This window comes from Vibrio sp. EJY3 (genome assembly GCF_000241385.1).
Lineage (GTDB): Bacteria > Pseudomonadota > Gammaproteobacteria > Enterobacterales > Vibrionaceae > Vibrio > Vibrio natriegens.
This window is the reverse complement of record NC_016613.1, coordinates 992,697-1,016,332: the sequence shown is the minus strand read 5'-3', so window position 1 is coordinate 1,016,332 and position 23,636 is coordinate 992,697. Positions and strand designations below refer to the sequence as shown.

Sequence of the window (23,636 nt, the reverse complement as noted above, 5' to 3'; positions counted from 1 at the left end):
TAAAAAGGAAAATCTATGGCTGTTCATGTTGGTATAATTGACCAAGACCCAGTGAGATTGGTTACCCCTCTATTGGATAATCGCACGCTAAGTTCGCATATTGTCTTCATCGGCGACTCTAGCCAAAAAGAAATGTACAACCGACTGAGCTCCGTATTAACGCAGCGAGAGATTACTTCCGAATTCTTTGAGATCCCTTCCGCAGTCAATACCACGTTAATTAAACAATCGATTCAGAAATTAGCGAAGGACCTTCATGATCGCGGCGAAGAAGTAAAACTCAATGCCAGCTGTGGCCTTCGACATCGTTTACTGTCTGTTTATGAAGTGTTCCGCACGTATCACTGGCCAATTTTTGTGGTTGAGCCAAACAGCGACAAATTATGCTGGCTTTACCCTGATGGCCAGGAAGACACTCAGGTAGAAGACCATATTAAGATTGCTGATTATCTGACAATTTTTGGTGCGCGAGGCGAGTTCCAGTACCTTGACCTTCCTCCTCTGCTTGATAAAAAGCTATACGATTTGGGTGAGCGTTGGGCTTCAAACGCCCTTGAGCTCGGTCCTGGCTTAGCCACACTCAACTATCTTGCAACGACGTGTCGTAAAGAGCAGAAGCTGGATGTAGAGCTGTCTGAAAAGCAACAAGGCTATCGCGAACTTAACATGCTGCTCAGTGATCTTGTTGAAGCGCAAATTGCCACCTACGAAAACGGCATTCTGACCTTTGCAAATGAAGATGCTCGTCGTTTTTCTAACGGCGAATGGCTAGAGACCTTGGTACACAGTACCGTTAAGCAGATTCAAGACACGATGCCAACGATTCAAGACCGCTCATTGAATGTTCAGGTCTACCGTAAGCTTGGAGAAAGTGAAGTTCGTAATGAACTGGACGTCGCGACAGTGGTAAACAATAAGCTTCACATCATCGAGTGTAAAACAAAGGGTATGCGTGATGACGGCGATGATACGCTGTATAAACTGGAATCACTTCGCGACCTTTTAGGTGGCTTGCAAGCCAGAGCCATGCTGGTCAGCTTCCGTCCACTACGTCATAACGACATTACTCGTGCCGAAGATCTGGGATTAGCTCTGATTGGCCCTGATGAGCTAAAAGATCTGAAAACACACCTTACTGCGTGGTTTAAAGCGGCAGGTGGTTCAGACGAGGTTTAATCAACACAAAATACAAAAAGCAGCGAAAACGCTGCTTTTTTCATGGTTGGTACAACTAAAAGCAAAAAGCCAGAGGTTTCCCTCTGGCTTTTTCAATTTTATTCCGTCAATGAAAGACGAATTAAAGCATTTTACGCGCTGCTTCTACGACGACTTTGATAGAGCGAGCTTCTGTCTCTTTCAGAGTTGAGTGATCCGGGATCTCTTTCTGTGTACGGTTGATAATAACACCTGCAACACAACCTGCTTTAAGACCAGAACTTGCACACATTGTTAGCAGTGTCGCTGATTCCATTTCAAAGTTCAGAACGCCCATGTCTTGCCACTCTTTCATTGAACCTTGGAAACGCTTAACAACGCGGCCAGTAAACGTATCGTAACGCTCTTGACCTGGGTAGAAAGTATCACTTGATGCAGTTACGCCCATATGAACAGTAGCACCAGACTCTTCCACAGCAGCTTTCATCGCTGTTGCAACGTCAAAATCAGCAACCGCAGGGAACTCCATTGGTGCGAAGTGCAGGCTCGCACCATCCAGACGAACAGAACCCGTCGTCACAATCATGTCACCAACGTTTACGTTTGGTTGAATAGCGCCAGTGGTACCAACGCGGAGGAAAGTACGTACGCCAAGCTGAGCTAACTCTTCAACCGCAATAGAAGTCGAAGGGCCACCGATACCAGTTGAACAAACCACAACAGGCTTACCGTCCAACTCTGCACGGTATAGCGTGTATTCACGTTGGCTTGCAAGAAATACTGGGTTCTCCATTTGTTCAGCGATTTTTTGAACGCGGGCAGGATCACCTGGAATAATGGCTAGAGTCGCACCATTAAGATCAGCTTCAGTAACACCTAGATGGAATACAGCTTGAGACATAAGTCGCTCCTTATTGTGGCTTATTTTTTCGGCAATAAGCTCATTAATCTGTGGTTGGGTACAGAACCACTGTAACCAACCTTAAGGGGATATATAGTGATACTAGTCACATCTGCAAAATGTAATATAACCACACTTTCACACAAAATAGATTTACATCACACTTTTAGTGAAATTTAAATCCAGTTGCATATAAGATAGACAACCATTACCACCCAGCTATCAAGCCGAGCAATACCGAGTGCAAGAAAATAAAAAACCCGAGACACCATCATGTCTCGGGTTAAATATAGTGCAACTTTGTTTCAATACTACATGTGCTTCGACTTAAAACGTAACAGCCTTAACGCATTCAGTGTCACCAATGCTGTCGCTCCACTATCGGCCAATACTGCCATCCAAAGTCCGGTAATACCAAACAGACTCGTCACAAGAAAAACGCCTTTAAGGCCAAGTGCTAACGCAACATTCTGGCGAATATTGTTCATTGTAGCACGTGACAATTCGATCATTGCTGGTAGCTCTGACAGACGATTATGAGTCAGAGCCGCATCTGCCGTTTCAAGTGCCACGTCCGTCCCGCCTCCCATGGCAATACCAATACTGGAAGCCTTCATCGCTGGCGCATCATTGATTCCATCTCCCAACATTGCAACGGTATGCTGCTTCGAAAGCATTTCAACATAATGTACTTTGTCGGCAGGCAATAAGCTGGCTTGATAATCTAACCCTATTTGGCTGGCGATGGCTTCCGCACTACGAGGGTTATCTCCCGTTAACATCACAGAGCTGATACCTAACCCTTTCAGAGCAGAAACGGTAAGTTGCGCATCTTCACGTAACGTATCTTGCCAGGCAATCAAACCCACGATTTCTTGCTCAAAGCGTACGATAACCACCGTTTTCCCCGACGATTCCAGGTCAGTAACCTGATCTTGTATTTCCTGGGAAAGCTGGAATTCCGCTTTCGACGGGGCTATTACCTGAATTAGCTTACCTTCAACGAGCCCTGTTATGCCCGAGCCAACCTGCGCAGTTTTTTCGCTTGCTTCTGGTATTGTGATACCCAACTCTTTGGCCTTATTGACCAACGATACGGCTAATGGGTGGCTTGACCCCACTTCAATCGACGCAGTATGGCTCATTAACTGCTCTTTAGTTACGCCATATGCCAACACATCGGTGACTTTAGGCTTACCCTCTGTCAGCGTGCCGGTTTTATCAAAAGCCACCGACTCCACTTTCCCAAGCAACTCTAATGCGGCACCGCCTTTGATTAACGCACCGCGACGAGCTCCCGCCGCTAAACCTGAAGTAATCGCAGCTGGTGTCGAGATAACCAAAGCGCACGGACAAGCGATCAGCAGCAGTGCCAACCCACGGTAAATCCAAGTCTCCCAAGGCTGAGCAAACAGCAGTGGCGGAGCTACAACGACTACCAACGACACTAACATCATTAACGGCGTATACCATCGGCTGAACTTATCTAAGAAACGTTCCAGCGGGGCTTTTCGTGATTCTGCCTCTTCAATCAAATGTAAGATACGATCAATCGCATTATCACCTTGTCGAGAAGTAACTTGTACCTGCACTACCTTATCGACAACGACGGCACCCGCCATGATTTTTCCGCCTTCTTCGTATTCCACGGGTACGGATTCTCCAGTCAGCGCGCTTTCATCAAAGCTGGCCATTGAGTTCATTAGCATGCCGTCGGCAGGCATACGACCTCCGGGCGCTACTTCAATCACATCCCCCGGCTGAAGTTGAGAGGCAGGCACTTCTTTGCGCACCCCCTCTTGAATCAAGATCGTATTTTCAGGAACCAAATCCATCAGGGCCTGAATGCCACTACGAGCACGCGATGATGCATACGCTTCTAACTTTTCACCAATAAGGAAAAGCAATAGCACCATCGCCGCTTCTGCGGTTTCACCTAAATATAATGCGCCTAACGCTGCAACGCTCATTAGGGTTTCAATAGCAAACGGCGTTCCCCCTTTTGCTAACTTCACGGCTTTGCGTGCGATAGGAAATAGGCCAAGCAGACAGGTGAGAGTGAATATCCATGAGCTCACTTGAGGGCTCACATTGGCAACCACAGCGGCGACTAACATGGCTACAGAGATAGACAAAATTTGCAAATTGTCTGAAATAACACCGCGCCAACCTTTAATTTGATTTTTCTTCGTTGGTTTATCGAGTGACGCAAGTGGAAAGCCCGTCTGACGAGCGGTTTGTTCAATAAGAGAGGTAAGTGAATGGTTGTCGAAATCCACGATCAGTTTCTCAGTAGCAAACAACACTTTTGCATTGCTGACACCGTCTAAACTGGTAATGGCTTTTTCAAGCTTTAAAGCACAGGACGGACAGTCCATATCAGAGACCAGCCAACTATTGCGGATAGAAGCATTGGACAGTTTTTCGGGGGCTTCTTCTTCGGGAGAATCTGAGCTGCAACCACCACTACAGCAGGAGCCTTCTGCCGTATCAACACTCGCTTGCGAAATATTAACTGACGGTTTGGATGACTCACAACAGGAGTCAGTTGCACCTAGCGGCACCGCCGATTTGATTTTGCGTGATTGGCAACCTTGATGTTTCGTACACATAAGTTCATTCCTTACTGGTGAAAAACTCTTCATCTAACAATAAGGATAAGCCTTGGAGTAAGCTCCAAGGTCAAGTTGAATTACTAAAAATCTTTTACCCAAAAGACCAGCCATTAACCCCATTAAAAACAAAAAGACGCCAGTGCGCCTTTTTGTTTTCATTTATAAGTTAACTGACTATACCGGATGCATGAAGCACTCGTTGAGTGTTACACCCAATGCTCTCAAAACATCACGTCTGGTAATAATGCCAACCAGTTTTCCCTTGTCATCAACAACTGGATATACCTTAGGCTTACCGACTTTCATCATATCCGCCAACTCAATAATCGACATTTCAGGCGAAACAGAAAGTACATCCTGGTGCATGCATTCCTGAACCGTATGCGTGTCTTGGCAGTGATAACTCGCTTTAACCAGCTTATCCAACAAGTCCTGTTCTGATAAGAATCCCACTACCTTTTTATTCTCATCGATAACAGGACCACCGAGAGTGACACTTTTTATTACCTTGTTCAAAGCAGCCGAAAGCGACATGTCTTTGGTGAAAGTCACTGCTTGCAACGTCATGTAATCTTTTACTTTTAATGATCGCATTCTTATCTCCTTAGAACCATATTCTTGCGGCCTTAAGTTAAGTGTCGTCTAATTTTTTGATTTTACTAAATGGAAAGTGCCAATTTTGCTCATAGGGCTAGACTATTGATCTTTCCACCAATTAACAGAGTGACGAAACCAACAAAAACGCAGTTGCATATTTATGTCATTCACTCCTCTCTTAGCCATTATTTTCTATACTATTAACTAAAAGTAATGAGCATAAATACGCTGCTTGTTATTGCATGTGTAGAGGTAGTGAACGAGGTAACGGTGCAAGTAAACTAAATACAAAAAAGCCAGTCAGAAAGACTGACTGGCTTTATTCACTTAATCAAGCGGCTTAGAAATTAAGCGTTTTCCATCGCAGCAACGATATCACGTGCCACTGCTTCCGCTACTTTGATACCGTCGATACCAGCAGACAAAATGCCACCAGCATAACCAGCACCTTCACCTGCTGGGTAGAAACCCTTCAAGTTGATGCTCTGGAAGTCTTTACCACGTTTAATACAAACCGGTGAAGAAGTACGAGTTTCCACACCTGTTAGCAGACCATCGTCTGATGCAAAGCCTTTGATCTTACGGTCAAAAGCTGGGATCGCTTCACGAATCGCTTCAATTGCGAACGGTGGTAGTGCTTTCGACAAATCAGTCAGTTTAATGCCCGGTGTGAATGATGGTTCCACATCACCCAACTCACTTGGATCGCGACCTTTAAGGAAATCACCAATCTTCTGCGCTGGTGCATCGTACGTCTCACCACCTAGCTTGTATGCGCCAGATTCCAATTCACGCTGCAGGCGAATACCTGCAAGCGGATCACCCGGGTAATCTTGCTCTGGAGAGATACCCACTACAATCGCACTGTTTGCGTTACGCTCTGAACGAGAGTATTGGCTCATACCGTTGGTTACTACGCGGCCTTCTTCTGACGTAGCGGCAACTACAGTACCGCCCGGACACATACAGAAGCTGTAAACAGTACGGCCATTCTTACAATGGTGCACCAGTTTGTAATCCGCAGCGCCAAGAATCGGGTTACCTGCATTTGGACCAAAGCGCGCTTCATCAATCATCGATTGCTTGTGCTCAATACGGAAACCAACCGAGAATGGTTTTGCTTCCATGTAAACGCCACGATCATGCAACATTTCAAAAGTGTCACGAGCACTATGGCCAACCGCAAGAACGATGTGGCGAGACTTAATTTCTTCACCATTAGATAGCGTTACACCCGTAATCTGACCATCTTCCATGTGAAGATCATCCACACGTGTGCTAAAGCGGATTTCACCACCCAGTTCGATGATTGTCGCGCGCATTTTCTCGATCATCGTAACCAGTTTAAAGGTACCGATGTGCGGCTTACTTACGTAAAGAATTTCTTCTGGCGCACCCGCATCGACAAATTCAGTGATCACTTTACGACCGTAGAAGTTTGGATCTTTTACCTGACTGTAAAGCTTACCGTCAGAGAACGTACCTGCGCCGCCCTCACCAAACTGCACGTTTGACTCCGTATTTAGAGCACGCTTACGCCAAAAACCGAACGTATCTTTGGTACGTTCACGTACTTCTTTACCACGCTCAACAATGATTGGGTTAAAGCCCATTTGAGCCAAAACCAGACCAGCAAACAGACCACAAGGACCGAAGCCGATGACCACAGGGCGTTCTTTCAGGTTTTCAGGTGCTTTCGCGACAAATTTGTATTCCATATCTGGAGTTTGGCGAACATGTGGGTCTTTCGTAAACTTCTCTAGCAGAGCCGTTTCATCACCTTCAACAATGATGTCTAGCGTGTAGATAAGCTGAATATTCGTTTTCTTACGAGCATCGTAGCCGCGTCTAAAGACGTTAAAAGAGATAACTTTCTCAGCAGGAATGCCAAGCTTTTTAGTGATCGCGTCTAATAGCGCGTCTTCCTCATGATCAAGAGGAAGTCTAATTTCATTAATACGAATCATATCGATGTCTCGGGTAGTTGGTGTCTTAGCCAAAACCCTGCGATATGCAGGGTCAGCTCACAATGGCGCGCATTTTACGAGAAATTGAATTGTCTGTCATACTAAATCAAAGTGAGAGGGGCTATTTAACCTATCGAATGTTGAATTTTACCTTGGGACGAGTATTATCCCCTTTCCTTGATTTTGACTAACTTAAGAGCGGATTATCATGGCATTTGTCGTAACCGATAACTGTATCCAATGTAAATACACTGACTGTGTCGCAGTGTGCCCGGCTGATGCCTTTCACGAAGGGCCAAACTTCATGGTAATCAACCCAATAGAGTGTATCGACTGCGGCTTGTGTGTCGACGAGTGTGACGCTCACGCGATTTTTCAGGAAGATGAAGTCCCAGAAGATCAACAAATCTATACGGCATTAAATGCAGAGCTTGCTGAGATTTGGCCAGTACAGACTGAGGTAAAACCAGCAATGGAAGACGCCGAGAAATGGAATGGCGTGCCAAACAAGCTAGATATGTTGGAAAAATAAAAGCATCCAAAACGGAAAAAGCGTAACAACCGAAGTTGTTACGCTTTTTTTGTGTCTCAATTCAGCTCAATTAGCTGTGTTGACGACGCATGTTGTCCAGAATAATGCCCGTCGCCATGGCAACGTTAAGCGACTCTGCGCCACCAAAAGCTGGAATGGTGATTTTGTCAGTCACGAATTTCGACGCTTCTTCACGCACACCGTGTGATTCACTGCCCATCAGTAAGATACCTTCGGCAGAGAAATCGGTTTTATGTACGCTTTCCCCTTCCAGAAACGCGCCGTAGACTGGCAAGTTCGCTTGCTCTAAGTAGCTTGGCAGGTCAACAAGGCTAACCTGAACTCGGCCAAAGCTGCCCATCGTCGCACTAATGGTTTTAGGGTTGTACGGATCCGCACAGTCCGAACTCGCGACAATGTGCTTAATGCCGTACCAATCCGCTACGCGAATGATGGTACCCAAGTTACCCGGATCAGACACACCATCTAGTGCAATCATCAGACCTTTTGCCTGAGGCACTTTTGTACTTGGAATTTCTACGACCGCAATTGCCGCGTTGTTACTGACCAGTGTGCTTGCTTTGGTCAAATCATCCAATGATGCTTCGATACAATCGAACTGACCAAGCTCTTGGCGGTGCTGTTCAAGAAATTCCGCTGTAGCAAAAATCTGTTTAACCGTTAACGAACTCGTTGCTAGCTCCAGTACGTTCTTTTCACCCTGAACCAGAAATAAGCCGTGTGCTTTACGTTGCTTCTTTTGTCCCAAAGCACGAAGCAGTTTTAATTGGTTTTTTGAAATCATGAAAATATCCCGGGAGAAAATGGTTAAGTACCGAATAAAACGCAGGGATTATAGAGTAAAGACGTGCGCAGCTAAAGAGAGGTTGAGGTGAGAAGTAAAAGATAGCTAGCGAGTTTACGTGGTTTCTGACTGGAAGGCCTTTGTCGTCATCTGTAACCGACGACATTCGAATCATTAATAATGCTGATATAGAATGCCGCGGTCACAATGGTAATCCATTCTTTATTAGCCGACTTTCTGCATTTCCTCAGAGACTATCCTTTGCTGATCACGCGTAAAGAACGCGTCCATCCAATGCAAAAAAAGCGCGGAATCGTTAGGCTTCTTCAACTGAGCAAACGCATCCTCATACTGACGTTCAGACAACAGATGTTGGCGCTTTCTCACCAGTAGCTCAGTAAACTCGGAGCTGAATTCGGGATGACCTTGTACGGTTAAAATATGATTGTCTTTGACCAGCATGAAGTTAGGACAAAAATCGTTTCCTGCGATTACGCTCATCTCTTTGGGTACAATCACCACCTGATCTTGGTGGCTTACCAGCATACGCGCACTGTCAATGGCAAGATTCATCCATTTCTTAAGTGCCACGACTTTTACCTCATAACTGCCCAAGCCCCAACCTTTCTCAGACTTTTTAACCACCCCACCAAGTGCTCTGGCAATTAACTGATGTCCGAAACAAATCCCGACCAGTGGCTTTCTTCTCGCTTCACAGCAACGGATCCAATCCGCTAAATCCAGAATCCATGGCAAATCGTCATAAGCGTTGTGCACACTACCGGTAATAATAAAACCATGGCACTCATCAAAACTTGGTAACTCACCTTTTATCGCGTCAAAGTTTTGAAACGTCATCGCGTCATTCACACTAGCAAAAGCGCTTTCAATCATATCTGCATATTGGCCGTGGCCATCAGACAAAGGTGGATCGACATATCCGCAGGTTATTATCCCAATTTTCATTATTCACCTATCATCCTTGAATTTACATTTCACTTGATTTTAAACCTTTCGATCAGCAAGCGGCGATACTTTTCATTCTAGTATCAAATCGCACGTCATCTATTCCAAGACCGTGATTCAATTAACGCACCCCAATATTTAACAAGATAGACTAAATACGCAGTTTTTATATCTAAAAATCATAAAATACTGAACACTTTGTTGATTTCTCTACATTCACTATCTACGTTTTGATTAGTTTATTTATCAAACTTTTCGTTCACTGCTATCAATTAGCTCGATTCAAGCACGATTTTTTAACTTTAACGCAATGGAGAGAAAACAGCGTTAAACCTTCTTTGCATATTTAATCGCTAAGCAGGTTTAGCACTTCATCAGGAATACAAAGACAAAAAAGGAATAAGGACACAGAATGGACACTACAAACTGGCATGATAAAGCCACTGAGTTGAGGTTTAATACACAAGCCTACATTAACGGAAAACTCACTAACGCTATCAGCGATGATACCTTCGAGATTATTAACCCAGCAACGGGAAAACACCTCGCTCACGTAGCGCGTTGCCGTGAGGAAGATGTAGAGATTGCGGTTAAAGCCGCGCGTGATGCTTTTCACTCCCGAGTATGGGCAGGACTGCCACCAGCGCAGCGTAAAACGGTATTACTCAACTACGCCAAGCTTATCGAACAACACCAAGAACAGTTCGCTCTTCTGGAGTCTTTAGATATGGGAAAACCCATTTCTGATGCCATGGGATACGATGCGCCAGCCACCGCTCGCTGCATACAATGGAACGCTGAAGCGATTGATAAAATTTACGATGAAGTCGCTCCCGTGACCGAAGAAGCGCTCGCGCTGGTGACAAGAGAGCCTTTAGGCGTCGTCGCTGCCATTGTTCCTTGGAACTTCCCTACCGTGATGGCGGCTTGGAAAATTGGCCCGGCACTCGCCACTGGTAACTCAGTCATCATCAAACCATCGGAAAAATCGCCTCTCACCGCTATTTTACTCGCAGAATTAGCTTCTCAAGCCGGGATTCCCGACGGTGTACTCCAAGTTCTGCCTGGCTTTGGTCATGAGGCAGGGCAAGCACTAGCGCTTCACAACGACGTGGACTGCATTACTTTTACTGGCTCTACGGCTATCGGGAAGAAATTATTGACCTTTGCTGGTGAATCTAACCTCAAGCGAACCTTTATGGAATGTGGTGGCAAGAGCCCTCATATTGTCCATTACGATGTGAAAAACATTGAGAAAGCGGCTGCCACCGCAGCAAGTGCCATTTGCTATAACCAGGGGGAAGTCTGTACCGCAGGCTCTCGTCTTTTGGTTCACTCGTCCATCAAAGAGCAATTCATCGATCTACTAATGAAGAACATGGACAAATGGCAACCTGGCGATCCTCTCAACGACAGCTCACGTGTAGGCGCGATTGTCGATAAAGCTCAGTTTGAACGCGTACTCGATTATATAGAGGTAGGCAAACAGGAAGGTGCAACACTTCGATTTGGGGGCCAACCCGTTCTTGAACATACAGGCGGCTACTTTATTCAGCCTGCTGTCTTCACAGACGTAACACCTGACATGCGTATATTCAAAGAAGAGATATTTGGTCCTGTACTTTGTGTGACGACATTCGACACGATTGATGAAGCGATCGAGCTTGCTAACGACAGTGAATATGGCCTTGCTGCAGGCGTGTGGACTTCCGATATTTCCACTGCGGTAAAATGCTCGCGCGCACTAAGAGCCGGTACCGTATTTGTGAACAACTGGGACGGCGGTGATATGACGATGCCATTTGGCGGGTACAAACAAAGTGGTAACGGCAGGGATAAGTCTTTACACGCGTTAGATAAATACACCGAAATCAAATCGACATGGATCGAACTTGATTAGTCTTTTTTGTCTCATAACCGCATTCACCGTGACTAAAAATGGCCTCGTAACAGAGGCCATTGTTTTCGAAAGCGAGTATCTAAAACGTTGGTGGCGTCGAAGCGCTTATCAACTCACACTCCACTTTTCCCTTGTTACGAAATCGGTGTGGCTTACGCGTCTCAAAATAGTAAGAATCGCCGGCTTTCAGCACCTGAGAGCGACTGCCTACCGTGATCTCTATTTCTCCGCGAATCACCACGCCGCCTTCTTCGCCTTCGTGCTGCATGAAATCAGTGCCGGTATCAGCACCTGGCGGGTAGACTTCATGCAATATGGCAAGTTTGCGACCTTCTCGTTTCGCACCCACTAACATCAGGTTAATCTTGCCATCACCTAAATCCGTCATCTGTTCCGGACTAAAAAAGATGTCATCCTCGGATTCAACATCTAGGGTAAAAAACTCGCCCATTGAGATGGGAATCGCTTCCAGTATCTTTTTTAGTGACCCAACAGAAGGGTTCACAAGGTTCTGTTCAATTTGAGAGATCATGGAGTTCGTCACGCCGCTTCTCTTCGCAAGCTCTCTTTGGGATAAACCACGCATGGTTCGGATCGTCTTAAGTTGCTTGCCTACATCCATGTCTCTATCCATGTATCTCTCCTAGTTTGTCAGCGAATGCCTTTACTGCTGGCTCATTTTCGCCTCTTGTAATCGCCGTTTCTCCGCTTTAGCGAGCACCCACCACGCAATAAAGGTGGCACAGGATACCGCTAAAATGATCAACGTCGCGAGGGCATTAATTTTTGGACTAACGCCTAGTCTAACGCTGGAGAATACCACCATTGGTAGCGTTGTAGCACTCGGACCAGATACAAAACTCGCAATCACCAGGTCATCGAGTGATAACGTAAACGCCAGCAACCAGCCTGCAACAATAGCAGGAGCAATCGTTGGTAAGGTAATTTGCAGAAAGACCTTCCAGGGCGGAGCCCCCAAATCCATTGCAGCCTCTTCAATTGAGCGATCGACCTCTTGTAATCTGGAGCTAACGACTACCGTAACGTATGCCGTGCAAAACGTAACATGTGCAATCCAGATAGTCATCATTCCACGTTGATTAAATAAATCAAACACTTGCCCCATCGCAATGAAGAGCAGCAGTAAAGACAGACCGGTGATCACTTCTGGCATCACCAACGGCGCCGTGATCATAAACGCGAATCCGGTTTCTCCTCTAAATTTCCCGAAGCGATTCAGGACAAACGCCGCGATAGTACCCAGCACCACTGCGGCGCTGGCAGAGAGAAAACCAATTAACAAGCTCAGCTTTACCCCGCCCATTAATAAGTCATCGTCAAATAACTCTGAATACCACTTAAAAGAAAACCCAGACCAAACGGTCACTAAGCGGTTCTCATTAAAAGAATAAATAATCAAAATCAGAATAGGTAAATAGAGAAAAGCAAAACCTAGCCCTAAAACCATCCACTTCCATTTGTTGTTGTAAACTGGAATATCGTTCATCCCTGTACCTCCAATTCACGTTTTTGATAACGGTGGAACCAAAGAATTGGCACCATTAGTATGAGTAACATCGTGGTGGCAACAGCCGAGGCAACAGGCCAGTCTCGGTTATTGAAAAACTCTTGCCATAACACTTTGCCGATTAGTATTGAGTCCGGCCCGCCGAGCAGTTCAGGAATAACAAACTCCCCTACCGCAGGAATAAAGACCAACATGGAACCAGCGATAATACCGGCGCGGGTTAAAGGAATTAAGACACTAAACAATGTGGTGATTGGTTTCGCGCCTAAATCACTCGAGGCTTCTATCAGCGAATAATCGACTCGCATCAGCGCGGTATACAAAGGTAAAACCATAAAAGGCAGATAGGTATACACAATGCCGATATATACAGCGACGTCGGTATGCAATATCTTCAATGGCTCGTCAATCGCCCCAATGGTTAGCAGCACGTTATTGAGTAATCCATTGTTTTTGAGGATACCTATCCAGGCATAGACTCGAATCAAAAAACTCGTCCATGAAGGCAGGATGATCAGCATCAGAAGAACGTTACGCGTCGACGGCGTTGAATGCACAATCGCCCAGGCAATTGGAAAACCGACCACTAAACACAGTAACGTTGAAATGAATGCGATACGTATCGACTCTAAATAGGAAGACACATACAAATCATCTTCCAGCAAATATTCGTAGTTACCGATATTCAGCAGTAGCTGCAATTGCTGCTCGGCATAACTGAGCAGTTCAGAATAAGGTGGAATCGAGACCTGAGCCTCGGCGAAGCTGATCTTAAATACGATCAAAAATGGGAGTAAGAAGAACAGTAACAACCATCCATAAGGGACAGCAAGCAGTAAGCACTTTGGCGTGGGTATGACACGCCAGATATCGAGTTTGGCTTTCTTTATCATATTTTAAGTACCACGCAGCTTTCCATTTCCCAACTTAGCGTGACCTTCTGTTCCCACGTCGGCATGTCTTTTCTCAAGCGAGTGGTATTTTGTAAGGTTGCCGTGACTAATTTTCCAGACGGTAAACGCACGTGGTAGATAGATTGATTGCCCATATAGGCAATATCTTCAACGATCCCTGTGCAGCTGTTGACCGAATGATTGCTATGTGTGCTCAACGCCATTTTCTCTGGCCTAACCGCAATCATCACGGGTACCCCTGTCACACCAGAAATGCCTTCATTTATACAAATCGGGTGTTCAAGATCCTGACTGCGTACGGTGCAACTGTCGTTTTGATTATTTTCCAATATGCCTTCAAAGATATTTACCGTGCCGACAAACTTGGCTGAGAATTTCGAATTCGGGTGCTCATAGATCGATTCTGGAGAGCCAATTTGCACAAACTGACCTTTATTCATAATCGCCATTCGACTGGCCATGGTCATGGCTTCTTCTTGATCGTGTGTCACCATCACACAAGTCACCCCCACACGCTCCAAGATATCCACCACTTCGAGTTGCATTTTTTCTCTTAAGTTTTTATCTAAAGCGCCCATTGGTTCATCCAGAAGCAGCAGTTTTGGTTTTTTCGCTAAACTACGAGCCAGTGCAACACGCTGTTTCTGACCACCAGAAAGTTGATGAGGTTTGCGTTTGGCATAGTCAGACATATGGACCAGCTCTAGCATCTGTTTGACGGTTTCTTTGATTTCTTGGCGAGACATGCCGTCCTGCTTTAAACCAAATGCAATATTGTCTGCAACGGTCATATGAGGAAACAGCGCATAGGATTGGAACATCATATTGACCGGGCGACGATATGGAGGAATCTCGGCAAGATCTTCTCCATCTAAAATAATCTGCCCTGCTGAAGGTTGCTCGAAGCCAGCAAGCATTCTCAGCAACGTTGATTTTCCACAGCCCGATGCGCCAAGCAGGGCAAACAATTCACCTTGATTGATCGTCAAATCCAAACCATCAACGGCGGCGTGACCATCAAAGCTTTTGGTGAGACCTTTGATTTCTAATAAAGGTTTTGGCGGGTTAGAATCCACATGCATATGAGGAAGATCATTACAAATTGACATCACTGTCATGGCACTCTCCATAAAAGAGGCGACCCTAGGGTCACCTCTTTGTCTCTATCTAGTTTTTAACAAAATCTGTCCACGCACGAGTCATCGCACGAGCGGTTTTATGAGGTAACATTTTCGCGCTGTAGAGCTTCTCTTGTGTTTCCTCATTAGGGTAGATGCCTGGATCATCCAGAATCTCACTATCAATGAACTCACGTGACGGCGGGTTTGGATTCGCGTACCAAACGTAGTTACTGATTTCAGCGATGATTTCTGGTCTTAACAGAAAGTTAATGAAAAGGTGGGCATTTTCTGGATGCTTAGCATCTTTAGGAATGGCCATCAAATCAAACCAAGCTAAAGCGCCCTCTTTCGGAATTGAGTAAGCAATCTCAACACCGTTATCCGCTTCTGCCGCACGATCTGCTGCTTGAAGAACATCTCCGGACCAACCGATCGCGACACAAATGTCGCCATTAGCTAGGTCATTAATGTATTGCGAAGAGTGGAAGTAAGTGACATATGGTCGGACAGTTTTGAGTAACTCAAGCGCATCCTTTTTGTAATCATTCGGATCCGTACTATTTGGATCTTTGCCAATGTAGTTAAGTGATGCCGCCATGATCTCTGATGGCGCATTCAAAAAGCCCACACCACATTTCGCCAGTTTTTCCATGTTCTCTGGTTTAAACACCAGATCCCAACTGTTGACCGGAGCATCCTCTCCAAGTGCCGCTTTGACCTTCTCGACGTTGTAGCCAATACCTGTAGTGCCCCAAAGGTAAGGCACCGAATAAGCATTTTCAGGGTCGACGGTGTCTGACAAGATTCCCATCAATTTAGGGTCTAGGTTTTTATAGTTGCTGAGTTTTTCTTTATCCAGCTTCTGAAAAGCGCCCGCTTTTACCTGTCTGCCCAAAAAGTCATTACTCGGGACAATAAGGTCGAAGCCAGTGTTGCCTGATAGAACTTTTGCTTCCAGAACTTCATTAGAATCAAAAACATCGTAGACAACCTTGATACCCGTTTCCTGCTCAAATTTGGCGATGGTATCTTCAGCAATATAATCAGACCAGTTATAGATATTGAGTACTTTGTCTTCCGCAGCAATTGATGTTAACGGGGCTAACCCAAGAGTCATCCCCAACGCTACCCCACAATAAACCTTCATTTTCTCCATTTGGATCTCCATTCCTTGGTGAGTTTTGGTATTGTTCTCGTCGGCTACTGCTGAACGTCGGCGAGCGTGTTATCTAAAGCCAGTTTTGCAAGTGCAACTAGTTCGTCTATTTCTGATTTCGTGATAATCAGTGGTGGTGAACAGATCATTGAGTCTCCGACGGCTCTCAATACAACGCCACTGTTAAAACAATGGTCGCGGCAACGAGTACCCACATCTAACTCTTTATCGAAGCGTTGTTTGGTTTGTTTGTCTTTAACAAGCTCAATTGCACCGACCAGACCAACGCTACGCGCTTCACCAACCATTGGGTGCTCAGCGAGCTCTGCCCAGCGTTTGGCAAAATATGGACCGGTCTCTTCTCGTACTTGATTAACAACGCTGAGACGCTGCATCTCTTTAATGTTGGCGATGGCAACCGCACAAGAAGCAGGATGACCTGAGTAAGTAAAACCGTGTGCGAATTCCGTATCTGCATCGGTGAGTACTTTGGCAACATGATCACGAACCATCACACCACCTAGCGGCAGGTAACCTGATGTGATCCCTTTCGCCATACACATAAGATCTGGCTTTATGTTGAAGGTCTGACTTGCGAACCATTCGCCAGTGCGACCAAAGCCACAAATCACTTCATCAACAATCAATAGAATTTCATATTTGTCACAAATACGTTGGATTTCAGGCCAGTAGCTTGACGGTGGAATAATCACGCCACCAGCGCCTTGAATAGGCTCGGCAATAAAAGCAGCGACATTGTCTTCACCGAGTTCTAAAATCTTCTCTTCTAGTTGTCTTGCGCGTTCTAAACCAAATTCGGTTTCATCGACGCCATTTCCTTCACCAAAATAGTAAGGTTGATCGATGTGCACGATGTTAGGTAAAGGAAGACCACCTTGCGCATGCATCGCAGACATGCCACCGAGGCTTGCCCCCGCCATAGTGCTACCGTGGTAAGCATTTTTACGGCTGATGATGGTTTGCTTTTGCGGTTTACCAAGGCTACTCCAGTAGTGACGAACCATTCTCACTACCGTGTCATTACACTCAGAACCTGAGCCCGTATAGAACACATGGTTCATGCCTTCTGGCGTGACCTCGGCCAATAAAGTAGAAAGCTCTACCGCTGGTGGGTGTGCGGTTTGGAAAAACAAATTGTAGTACGGCAATTCTTGCATTTGCTTTGTCGCGGCATCAATAAGAGGCTGACAGCTGTAGCCCATATTCACACACCATAAGCCCGCCATACCGTCGAGGATTTTGTTGTCATCCTCGTCATAGATGTAAACCCCTTCCGCGCGCTTAATAATGCGAGAACCTTTGTCATTTAACGCCTTGAAGTTAGTAAAAGGGTGCAAGCAATGTGCACTATCTTGCTCAATCCATTTAGACATAGTTTCATTCCATGGTTTATTAATAATGTGAGCACTACTTTCCCTTTATCCGCAAAGATAAATGGTTCGACGGTAACGTTCGCTAGGAGAAAGTAGCTTTCACTTGGTAATTAAGTTTGACTTATACGTTTAAGAGTAAGAACTCACGCTCCCAAGAGCTGATAACTTGAAAGAACGTTTTGTACTCTTTTCGCTTAATTGCCACGTAAGCAGAAACAAATCGATCACCGAGAATTTCTCTCAGCTCGTCACTGTTTTCCAGCAGCAATAACGCATCTTCCAATGTATGAGGAAGTGAGTAAGGTTCTGTCGTCATATCACCTGTACTCTGCGGTGTCGGGGTAAGTTTTTCTTTCATACCCAAGTAGCCACAAGCCAATGACAACGCCATCGCTAAGTAAGGGTTCGCATCCGCACCGGCGTAACGGTTTTCAATCCGGCGGGCATTTTTATCAGAGACCGGAACTCGAAGCCCAACCGTGCGGTTGTCTTCTCCCCAAGCCACGTTGGTAGGTGCTGACTCTCCAAAGACCAGTCGACGGTAGGAATTGACGTTTGGCGCAAAAAAGGCAATCGCAGCCGGGGTATATTTTTGCATGCCAGCAATATAATTGAGGAAGAGTTCGCTGTTAGAGCCGTCTTCATTGGCGAACAGGTTCTTGCCGTTCACGTCCACCAAACTTTGGTGAATGTGCATTGCACTGCCTGGTTCATGCTCCATTGGTTTCGCCATAAACGTCGCATAAACATCGTGGCGCAATGCGGCTTCTCGTACCGTGCGTTTAAAGAGAAACACCTGATCTGCCAAATCTAACGGTTCACCGTGATCGAAGTTCAACTCCATCTGAGCGGCACCCGATTCATGAACTAATGTATCAACGTCCAGGCCTTGCGCCTCACAGAAGTCATACATGTCTTCAAAAATAGGATCGAATTCATTCACAGCATCGATACTGAAGGATTGTCTGGCCGTTTCTGGTCTCCCATTTCGACCAATCGGCGGCTCAAGCGGATAGTCCCAGTCCAGATTTTTCTTAACCAAGAAAAACTCTAGCTCAGGTGCCACTATTGGGTTCCAACCCTCTCTTTCGTAGAACGATAAAACACGACGCAACACCGCTCTTGGGGAAACTTCTACTGGCTCACCATCCACTGTGAAACAGTCATGAATTACCTGACCTGTTGGATCTTTTGTCCATGGAACTAACCTGACTGTATTTGGATCTGGCTCGAGATTCATGTCTTTCTCGGTGAGATCAATCATGCTTTCATCGTCTGGCCAGTCACCGTTTACCGTCTGGAAAAAAATCACTTCGGGAAGATGCATCCCTCCTTCTCGAAGAAATTTTTTGGCGGGCATAATTTTGCCTCTTGCGTTACCAGTAATGTCAGGGATAAGACACTCGACTTCAGTAATACGGTTTTCTTCAATCCATTTCTTGAATGTTTCCATAAATCCTTCTTTGCAATAATTTCGGTCCATGAAATACAGCTTTATGTTTACAGCTTTGCGTCCGATCAAAAACGGCGAACAACAAAATAACACTCGTATGTTTTTCTAATCCCAACTACCGAACCAATCGGGTTGAGTACAAAATCGCCCGTTGCTAACCCACATCAAAAATCATGGATGTATCAATAAGCCCTATTTAGCATTGTGCCTAACTCGCCCAAAAGTCAACCAATCTGTTAAATATTTTATATCAAGATACAGCATCGGTGAGGTTAAAGTTACAAATGTGTTGCAATTTTCTAAACAATGTGTGTATGTTTAATAGGCAAGTAAAGATGTCTGCGGGGCATTCCTGAGCCCATATAGAACAAGGGATTATTACGTTTAACGCCAAGGAGGCACAGCGGATATGACTAGTCTTGCCAATCAACCGATTAACATTGACCGACTAAAAACCAAGCAAGAGCAGCAAGAAATTGCTCATTTTATCGAACAAAATCCAAACATCACGACGATTGATTTGATTCTGTTCGATATGAATGGTGTCGTCAGGGGAAAACGAATCAACACCGCCCAACTCAGCAAAGTCCTGGAGCAAGGTATCTGTTTGCCTGCGTCCGTTTTTGCACTGGATATCTGCGGCGAAACCGTCGAAGAGACCGGATTGGGATTTGAAAAAGGCGATGGTGACCGTATTTGCCGTATTGTGCCAAACTCATTGCAGGTCGTACCGTGGCAAGAGAATAGCGCCCAAGCCATCGTTACGATGTACGAGCCCGAGACGAACCAACCTTTCTTTGCTGACCCCAGACACGTCCTCGATCTACAAGTTAAAAAACTGAAAAGCAAAGGCTTTCATCCGTGTGTCGCGGTTGAGTTAGAGTTTTATTTGCAGGATCCTGAAACCGATGATACTGGCTGCCCCCAACCCCCTCTGATGCCAGTAAGCGGCGAGCGAATGACACAAACGCAAGTCTATTCACTGGATGAACTCGATGAATTTAAAACTTTTTTGGATGAAATCGTAAGTGCATGTCAAGAACAAGGCATTCCGGCAGAAAACATCACAGCCGAATATGCACCGGGGCAATTTGAAGTAAACCTAAAACATTCCACCGATGTATTGCTTGCTTGTGACCATGCCATGTTACTAAAACGTGTCGTTCGTGCGATAGCGAAGAAACATGGATTTCATGCCAACTTCATGGCTAAACCTTATACCGAATATGCAGGCAGCGGTTGCCACGTTCACATCAGCTTGCAGGACGCCGATGGGATTAACGTGCTTGGGTATAATGACGATTTACTGCTCAATGCCATTGCTGGTGTCTTAGAACACATGGATGAGTGCATGGCGATTTTTGCTCCCAATGCCAACTCCTATCGACGCTTACAACCGAATATGTTCGTACCAATGCATGCTTCATGGGGGTGGGATAACCGAACGGTTGCTGTGCGAGTGCCCGCCAGCGGAGAAGAAGACAAGCGAATCGAACACCGCTTATCAGGTGCCGATGTTAACCCTTATCTCACTGTATCTGTTTTATTGGCATCCATCCTAGACGGCATTGAAAACAATCTGGTACCGCCAGCGCCAATAGACGGAGACGCAACTCAGCTCGATCTGCCGACTCTGCCAAGCTCTTGGGACAGTGCTTTACATGCCTTCTCAGCAAGTGAATTTATGCAAAACAGCTTTGGAGAAGAGCTTTGCAAAGTCTACCTCGCCAACAAAAAACACGAGCAGGAAAGGTTTTCAGCTCAAGTTTCACCACTTGAATACCAATGGTACCGATAAGTATTGAATCAAGATTAGAAGAAAAGGATGTCAAGATGAGTACGAAGCATACCCTCTCTTACTATGCTGCATCAAAAAACCAAGATTTGCGCTTTCCTACGTTGAAAGGAAGCCACGTTGCCGATGTGTGTATTGTGGGATCTGGTATAACCGGAGCAACAGCGGCATTGGAACTCTCCAACAAAGGCTATAGCGTCATCGTATTGGAAGCCAATCGTGTCGGTTGGGGAGCATCGGGGCGCAGTGGCGGACAGGCGATTTTTGGCTGGGCTTCAGAGCAACATACACTTGAAAAGCTCGTTGGTGAGTCTGATGCCAAGAAACTTTGGGAACTGTCTATCGAAGCGCTCGCTCTGACCAAAAACAATATTAAAAAGTACAATATTGACTGTGATTGGCGGGATGGCATGGTTCATTTGGGCATGAAATCGCGTCATGACAAAGAGCTAAAAGAATGGTATGCCAACCTGACAGAACGCTATCAATATGACTCTCTTGAGCTGTGGGACAAAGAACAAGTCAGAGAGAATATTGATAGCGACAAATACACATCCGGCATGCTTGATCGCAATAGTGGTCACTTACACCCATTAAACTACACGCTTGGCTTAACTAATGCAGCCCAAGCCGCCGGAGCTCAGTTCTTTGAAGAAAGTGCGGTGATTAAAATTGAGCACGGTGACCCTGCTACTCTATTTACCAAGCATGGTGAGGTGAAAGCGAATCACGTTATTCTTGCGTGTAATGCTTATATGGAAGGGTTGGAAAGCTCGCTAGAAAACAAAGTCATGCCCGTGGGTACCTACATCTGTGCCACAGAACCACTTGAAGAAAACCTAACCAATAAACTGATGAAAAACCGTATCGCGGCGAGTGACATCAACTTTGTACTCGACTACTTCCGCTGCTCCGGTGACAACCGGATGCTATTTGGCGGGCGAGTCAGCTACTCTGGGGTTGCACCATTTAATTTAGAAAAGGCGATGCGCAACCGGATGGTAAGCATATTTCCTCAATTGACTAACGCTAAAATCGATTATGCGTGGGGCGGTAACGTGGCGATCACCATGAATCGCGCCCCTCACTTTGGCCGACTAAAACCCAATGTTTATTTTGCACAGGGGTTCTCTGGCCATGGCATTGCGGTAACAGGCCTGGCAGGCACTTTAATGGCCGAGTGTGTTGCAGCCACCTCTGAGCGCTTTGCCATTTTTGATAAAGTGCCTCATATGTCATTCCCCGGCGGACGTTTACTCCGGACCCCTGCACTTGTTCTGGCTATGTCTTACTACCGGGTTCGCGACTTGCTTTAAATATGACGTCAAAGGGCTTCAGCTGCGCAATCACGACCGAAGCCCCCTGTAACTCATACTATGCCTTTGGTGGAGTCAGCGCTTCACCATTGGTTTGAATCACATTTTGATACCAGTAAAAACTCTTTTTCTTTAAACGATTTAACGTGCCTTGACCGTCGTTATCACGGTCTACATAAATCAGGCCGTAGCGTTTTGACATCTGTGCGGTTGAAGCACTGACTAAATCAATCGGGCCCCAGCAGGTGTAACCCATTATTTCGACCCCATCCTGAAGCGCTTCACCAACCTGATACAAATGGTCATTGAGATACTGAATTCGGTAATCATCCTCAATCTCTCCATTTTCATTGACGGTATCTGCCGCACCAAGACCGTTTTCTACGATGAACAATGGCTTTTGGTATCGGTCATAAAGTAAGTTCAAAACAATACGCAATCCTTTAGGGTCGATTTGCCATCCCCAATCCGTTGACTCCAGATACGGATTGCTTCCCATTTTGAAAGCTTCCTGATCCGTCATCTCTAGGTTTTCGTTCTGAACACTGACACAACCCGTCATGTAGTAACTGAATGAGATAAAATCGACGGTCTCTTTTAACGCCTTTTTATCTTCATCCGTGATATTAAGAACAACGCCCATTTCTTTGAATTTACGCATCATATAGCCCGGGTAGTAACCACGGCTTTGTACGTCTCCGAAAAATAGCCATTCGCGGTTCTGTTGCATTGCTTCAAACACATCATCCGGATGGCTGGTTAATGCATACTGAATTGCGCCTAACATCATATTACCGATCTTGGCATCTGGCAGCAGCTCATGACAGACTTTGACTGCTTTTGCACTGGCCACCAACTGGTGATGTATTCCTTGGTAAAGAGCCTGAGCATCACTGCCGCGTGGAATTCCGGCCCCCGTGAACGACTCATGTAATGTGGCATTGATTTCATTGAATGTCAGCCAGTACTTAACACGGTGTCCAAATCGGGAGAATACCGCGGTAGCGTAACGCTCAAAGAAGCCGATGAGTTCTCTGCTTGTCCAGCCGTGATATTTCTCAGCCAAATGCAGAGGCATTTCATAGTGAGATAGCGTAACGACTGGTGTAATGCCGTGCTTTTCGAGCTCATCAAAAATTTTGTCGTAATAAGCCAGCCCCAACTCATTAGGCTCTAATTCATCACCCTTGGGAAAGATTCGGCTCCAGGCAATCGAAAGGCGAAAACACGTAAACCCAAGTTCAGAGAACAGCGCAATGTCTTGTGGGTAACGGTGATAAAAATCAATAGCAATGTCTTTGATATTAAAGTCACCATCCTGTCGGTGCTTTAGTTCCCCGAACGATCCAAAGGGTTGTATATCGGATGTCGACAGTCCCTTACCATCCGCATTATACGCACCTTCAATTTGGTTTGCGGCCGTTGCCCCACCCCACAGAAATTCATCGGGAAAACGAAAAGACATAGCTTGCTCCTTGAAACTGACAATTAAAATCACATAAGACAAGCTAATTAAAAAGG

General features: G+C 45.7%; 19 protein-coding genes. 5 read left to right on the top strand and 14 right to left on the bottom strand.

Annotated elements, in window-relative coordinates:
* Positions 1–15: 15 nt before the first annotated feature.
* A complete protein-coding gene (locus VEJY3_RS04645) occupies positions 16–1,176 on the top strand; it encodes a DUF1887 family protein (RefSeq protein WP_014231270.1) in 1,161 nt (386 codons plus the stop codon).
* 121 nt (positions 1,177–1,297) lie between these two features.
* Here VEJY3_RS04645 and udp read toward each other — a convergent pair whose 3' ends face one another.
* From udp to VEJY3_RS04625, 4 genes are all read right to left on the bottom strand, one after another.
* Positions 1,298–2,056, bottom strand: coding sequence for a uridine phosphorylase (gene udp, locus VEJY3_RS04640; protein ID WP_014231269.1), 759 nt, complete (start codon positions 2,054–2,056; stop codon positions 1,298–1,300).
* Positions 2,057–2,367: 311 nt separating this feature from the next.
* A complete protein-coding gene (locus VEJY3_RS04635; protein WP_014231268.1) occupies positions 2,368–4,668 on the bottom strand; it encodes a zinc/cadmium/mercury/lead-transporting ATPase in 2,301 nt (766 codons plus the stop codon).
* 177 nt (positions 4,669–4,845) lie between these two features.
* Complete coding sequence (locus VEJY3_RS04630; protein ID WP_014231267.1) at positions 4,846–5,265, bottom strand: CBS domain-containing protein; 420 nt, start codon at positions 5,263–5,265, stop codon at positions 4,846–4,848.
* 350 nt (positions 5,266–5,615) lie between these two features.
* Positions 5,616–7,235, bottom strand: coding sequence for an NAD(P)/FAD-dependent oxidoreductase (locus VEJY3_RS04625; protein ID WP_014231266.1), 1,620 nt, complete (start codon positions 7,233–7,235; stop codon positions 5,616–5,618).
* Positions 7,236–7,443: 208 nt separating this feature from the next.
* Between VEJY3_RS04625 and fdxA the strand changes: the two genes are divergently transcribed.
* Entirely contained in the window at positions 7,444–7,767 is a 324-nt protein-coding gene (fdxA, locus tag VEJY3_RS04620; RefSeq protein WP_014231265.1) for a ferredoxin FdxA, read from the top strand.
* A 70-nt stretch (positions 7,768–7,837) separates the two neighbouring features.
* Here the strand turns inward: fdxA and VEJY3_RS04615 are convergent, their stop codons facing one another.
* Positions 7,838–8,572 carry an RNA methyltransferase gene (locus VEJY3_RS04615; RefSeq protein ID WP_014231264.1) on the bottom strand — a complete coding sequence of 245 codons (735 nt, stop codon included), beginning with the start codon at positions 8,570–8,572 and terminating at the stop codon, positions 7,838–7,840.
* A gap of 225 nt (positions 8,573–8,797) precedes the next feature.
* Complete coding sequence (locus VEJY3_RS04610) at positions 8,798–9,538, bottom strand: GMP synthase (RefSeq protein ID WP_014231263.1); 741 nt, start codon at positions 9,536–9,538, stop codon at positions 8,798–8,800.
* A 412-nt stretch (positions 9,539–9,950) separates the two neighbouring features.
* Between VEJY3_RS04610 and VEJY3_RS04605 the strand changes: the two genes are divergently transcribed.
* Positions 9,951–11,438, top strand: a complete 1,488-nt coding sequence (locus VEJY3_RS04605) for an aldehyde dehydrogenase (RefSeq protein WP_014231262.1) — start codon at positions 9,951–9,953, stop codon at positions 11,436–11,438.
* A gap of 79 nt (positions 11,439–11,517) precedes the next feature.
* Here the strand turns inward: VEJY3_RS04605 and VEJY3_RS04600 are convergent, their stop codons facing one another.
* The 7 genes from VEJY3_RS04600 to VEJY3_RS04570 all read right to left on the bottom strand — a co-directional run bounded on the left by VEJY3_RS04600 (position 11,518) and on the right by VEJY3_RS04570 (position 19,004).
* Positions 11,518–12,060: a cupin domain-containing protein gene (locus tag VEJY3_RS04600; protein ID WP_041170308.1), complete on the bottom strand. Its 543-nt coding sequence runs from the start codon at positions 12,058–12,060 to the stop codon at positions 11,518–11,520.
* Positions 12,061–12,102: 42 nt separating this feature from the next.
* On the bottom strand, positions 12,103–12,945 hold the full coding sequence (locus tag VEJY3_RS04595) for an ABC transporter permease subunit (RefSeq protein ID WP_014231260.1): 843 nt from the start codon (positions 12,943–12,945) through the stop codon (positions 12,103–12,105).
* Positions 12,942–13,859: a putrescine ABC transporter permease PotH gene (potH, locus tag VEJY3_RS04590; RefSeq protein ID WP_014231259.1), complete on the bottom strand. Its 918-nt coding sequence runs from the start codon at positions 13,857–13,859 to the stop codon at positions 12,942–12,944. The genes VEJY3_RS04595 and potH overlap by 4 nt, the downstream gene beginning before the upstream one ends.
* On the bottom strand, positions 13,856–14,998 hold the full coding sequence (gene potG / locus VEJY3_RS04585) for a putrescine ABC transporter ATP-binding subunit PotG (RefSeq protein WP_014231258.1): 1,143 nt from the start codon (positions 14,996–14,998) through the stop codon (positions 13,856–13,858). The genes potH and potG overlap by 4 nt, the downstream gene beginning before the upstream one ends.
* 49 nt (positions 14,999–15,047) lie before the next feature.
* A complete protein-coding gene (locus VEJY3_RS04580) occupies positions 15,048–16,157 on the bottom strand; it encodes an extracellular solute-binding protein (RefSeq protein ID WP_014231257.1) in 1,110 nt (369 codons plus the stop codon).
* Between the two features lie 44 nt (positions 16,158–16,201).
* Positions 16,202–17,551 (bottom strand): aspartate aminotransferase family protein, encoded by a 1,350-nt coding sequence (locus VEJY3_RS04575; RefSeq protein ID WP_014231256.1) that lies wholly within the window; start codon positions 17,549–17,551, stop codon positions 16,202–16,204.
* A gap of 121 nt (positions 17,552–17,672) precedes the next feature.
* Entirely contained in the window at positions 17,673–19,004 is a 1,332-nt protein-coding gene (locus tag VEJY3_RS04570; protein ID WP_014231255.1) for a glutamine synthetase family protein, read from the bottom strand.
* A 409-nt stretch (positions 19,005–19,413) separates the two neighbouring features.
* On the opposite strand from VEJY3_RS04570, the gene VEJY3_RS04565 reads away from it, so the two are divergent.
* Together VEJY3_RS04565 and VEJY3_RS04560 are read left to right on the top strand one after the other, a co-directional pair.
* The gene (locus tag VEJY3_RS04565; RefSeq protein WP_014231254.1) at positions 19,414–20,802 is read left to right on the top strand and encodes a glutamine synthetase family protein; all 1,389 of its coding nucleotides are present in this window, start codon (positions 19,414–19,416) and stop codon (positions 20,800–20,802) included.
* 35 nt (positions 20,803–20,837) lie between these two features.
* On the top strand, positions 20,838–22,115 hold the full coding sequence (locus VEJY3_RS04560) for an FAD-binding oxidoreductase (protein ID WP_014231253.1): 1,278 nt from the start codon (positions 20,838–20,840) through the stop codon (positions 22,113–22,115).
* Positions 22,116–22,173: 58 nt separating this feature from the next.
* On the opposite strand, the gene VEJY3_RS04555 is transcribed toward VEJY3_RS04560, so the two are convergent.
* Positions 22,174–23,580 carry a glycoside hydrolase family 1 protein gene (locus VEJY3_RS04555; RefSeq protein ID WP_014231252.1) on the bottom strand — a complete coding sequence of 469 codons (1,407 nt, stop codon included), beginning with the start codon at positions 23,578–23,580 and terminating at the stop codon, positions 22,174–22,176.
* Between the last annotated feature and the right edge of the window lie 56 nt (positions 23,581–23,636).

Excerpts from the sequence above, each read along its gene's own strand:
- VEJY3_RS04645 (WP_014231270.1), top strand. The coding sequence starts at position 16 with ATGGCTGTTCATGTTGGTATAATTGACCAAGACCCAGTGAGATTGGTT.
- udp (WP_014231269.1), bottom strand. The coding sequence starts at position 2,056 with ATGTCTCAAGCTGTATTCCATCTAGGTGTTACTGAAGCTGATCTTAAT.
- VEJY3_RS04635 (WP_014231268.1), bottom strand. The coding sequence starts at position 4,668 with ATGTGTACGAAACATCAAGGTTGCCAATCACGCAAAATCAAATCGGCG.
- VEJY3_RS04630 (WP_014231267.1), bottom strand. The coding sequence starts at position 5,265 with ATGCGATCATTAAAAGTAAAAGATTACATGACGTTGCAAGCAGTGACT.
- VEJY3_RS04625 (WP_014231266.1), bottom strand. The coding sequence starts at position 7,235 with ATGATTCGTATTAATGAAATTAGACTTCCTCTTGATCATGAGGAAGAC.
- fdxA (WP_014231265.1), top strand. The coding sequence starts at position 7,444 with ATGGCATTTGTCGTAACCGATAACTGTATCCAATGTAAATACACTGAC.
- VEJY3_RS04615 (WP_014231264.1), bottom strand. The coding sequence starts at position 8,572 with ATGATTTCAAAAAACCAATTAAAACTGCTTCGTGCTTTGGGACAAAAG.
- VEJY3_RS04610 (WP_014231263.1), bottom strand. The coding sequence starts at position 9,538 with ATGAAAATTGGGATAATAACCTGCGGATATGTCGATCCACCTTTGTCT.
- VEJY3_RS04605 (WP_014231262.1), top strand. The coding sequence starts at position 9,951 with ATGGACACTACAAACTGGCATGATAAAGCCACTGAGTTGAGGTTTAAT.
- VEJY3_RS04600 (WP_041170308.1), bottom strand. The coding sequence starts at position 12,060 with ATGGATGTAGGCAAGCAACTTAAGACGATCCGAACCATGCGTGGTTTA.
- VEJY3_RS04595 (WP_014231260.1), bottom strand. The coding sequence starts at position 12,945 with ATGAACGATATTCCAGTTTACAACAACAAATGGAAGTGGATGGTTTTA.
- potH (WP_014231259.1), bottom strand. The coding sequence starts at position 13,859 with ATGATAAAGAAAGCCAAACTCGATATCTGGCGTGTCATACCCACGCCA.
- potG (WP_014231258.1), bottom strand. The coding sequence starts at position 14,998 with ATGACAGTGATGTCAATTTGTAATGATCTTCCTCATATGCATGTGGAT.
- VEJY3_RS04580 (WP_014231257.1), bottom strand. The coding sequence starts at position 16,157 with ATGGAGAAAATGAAGGTTTATTGTGGGGTAGCGTTGGGGATGACTCTT.
- VEJY3_RS04575 (WP_014231256.1), bottom strand. The coding sequence starts at position 17,551 with ATGTCTAAATGGATTGAGCAAGATAGTGCACATTGCTTGCACCCTTTT.
- VEJY3_RS04570 (WP_014231255.1), bottom strand. The coding sequence starts at position 19,004 with ATGGAAACATTCAAGAAATGGATTGAAGAAAACCGTATTACTGAAGTC.
- VEJY3_RS04565 (WP_014231254.1), top strand. The coding sequence starts at position 19,414 with ATGACTAGTCTTGCCAATCAACCGATTAACATTGACCGACTAAAAACC.
- VEJY3_RS04560 (WP_014231253.1), top strand. The coding sequence starts at position 20,838 with ATGAGTACGAAGCATACCCTCTCTTACTATGCTGCATCAAAAAACCAA.
- VEJY3_RS04555 (WP_014231252.1), bottom strand. The coding sequence starts at position 23,580 with ATGTCTTTTCGTTTTCCCGATGAATTTCTGTGGGGTGGGGCAACGGCC.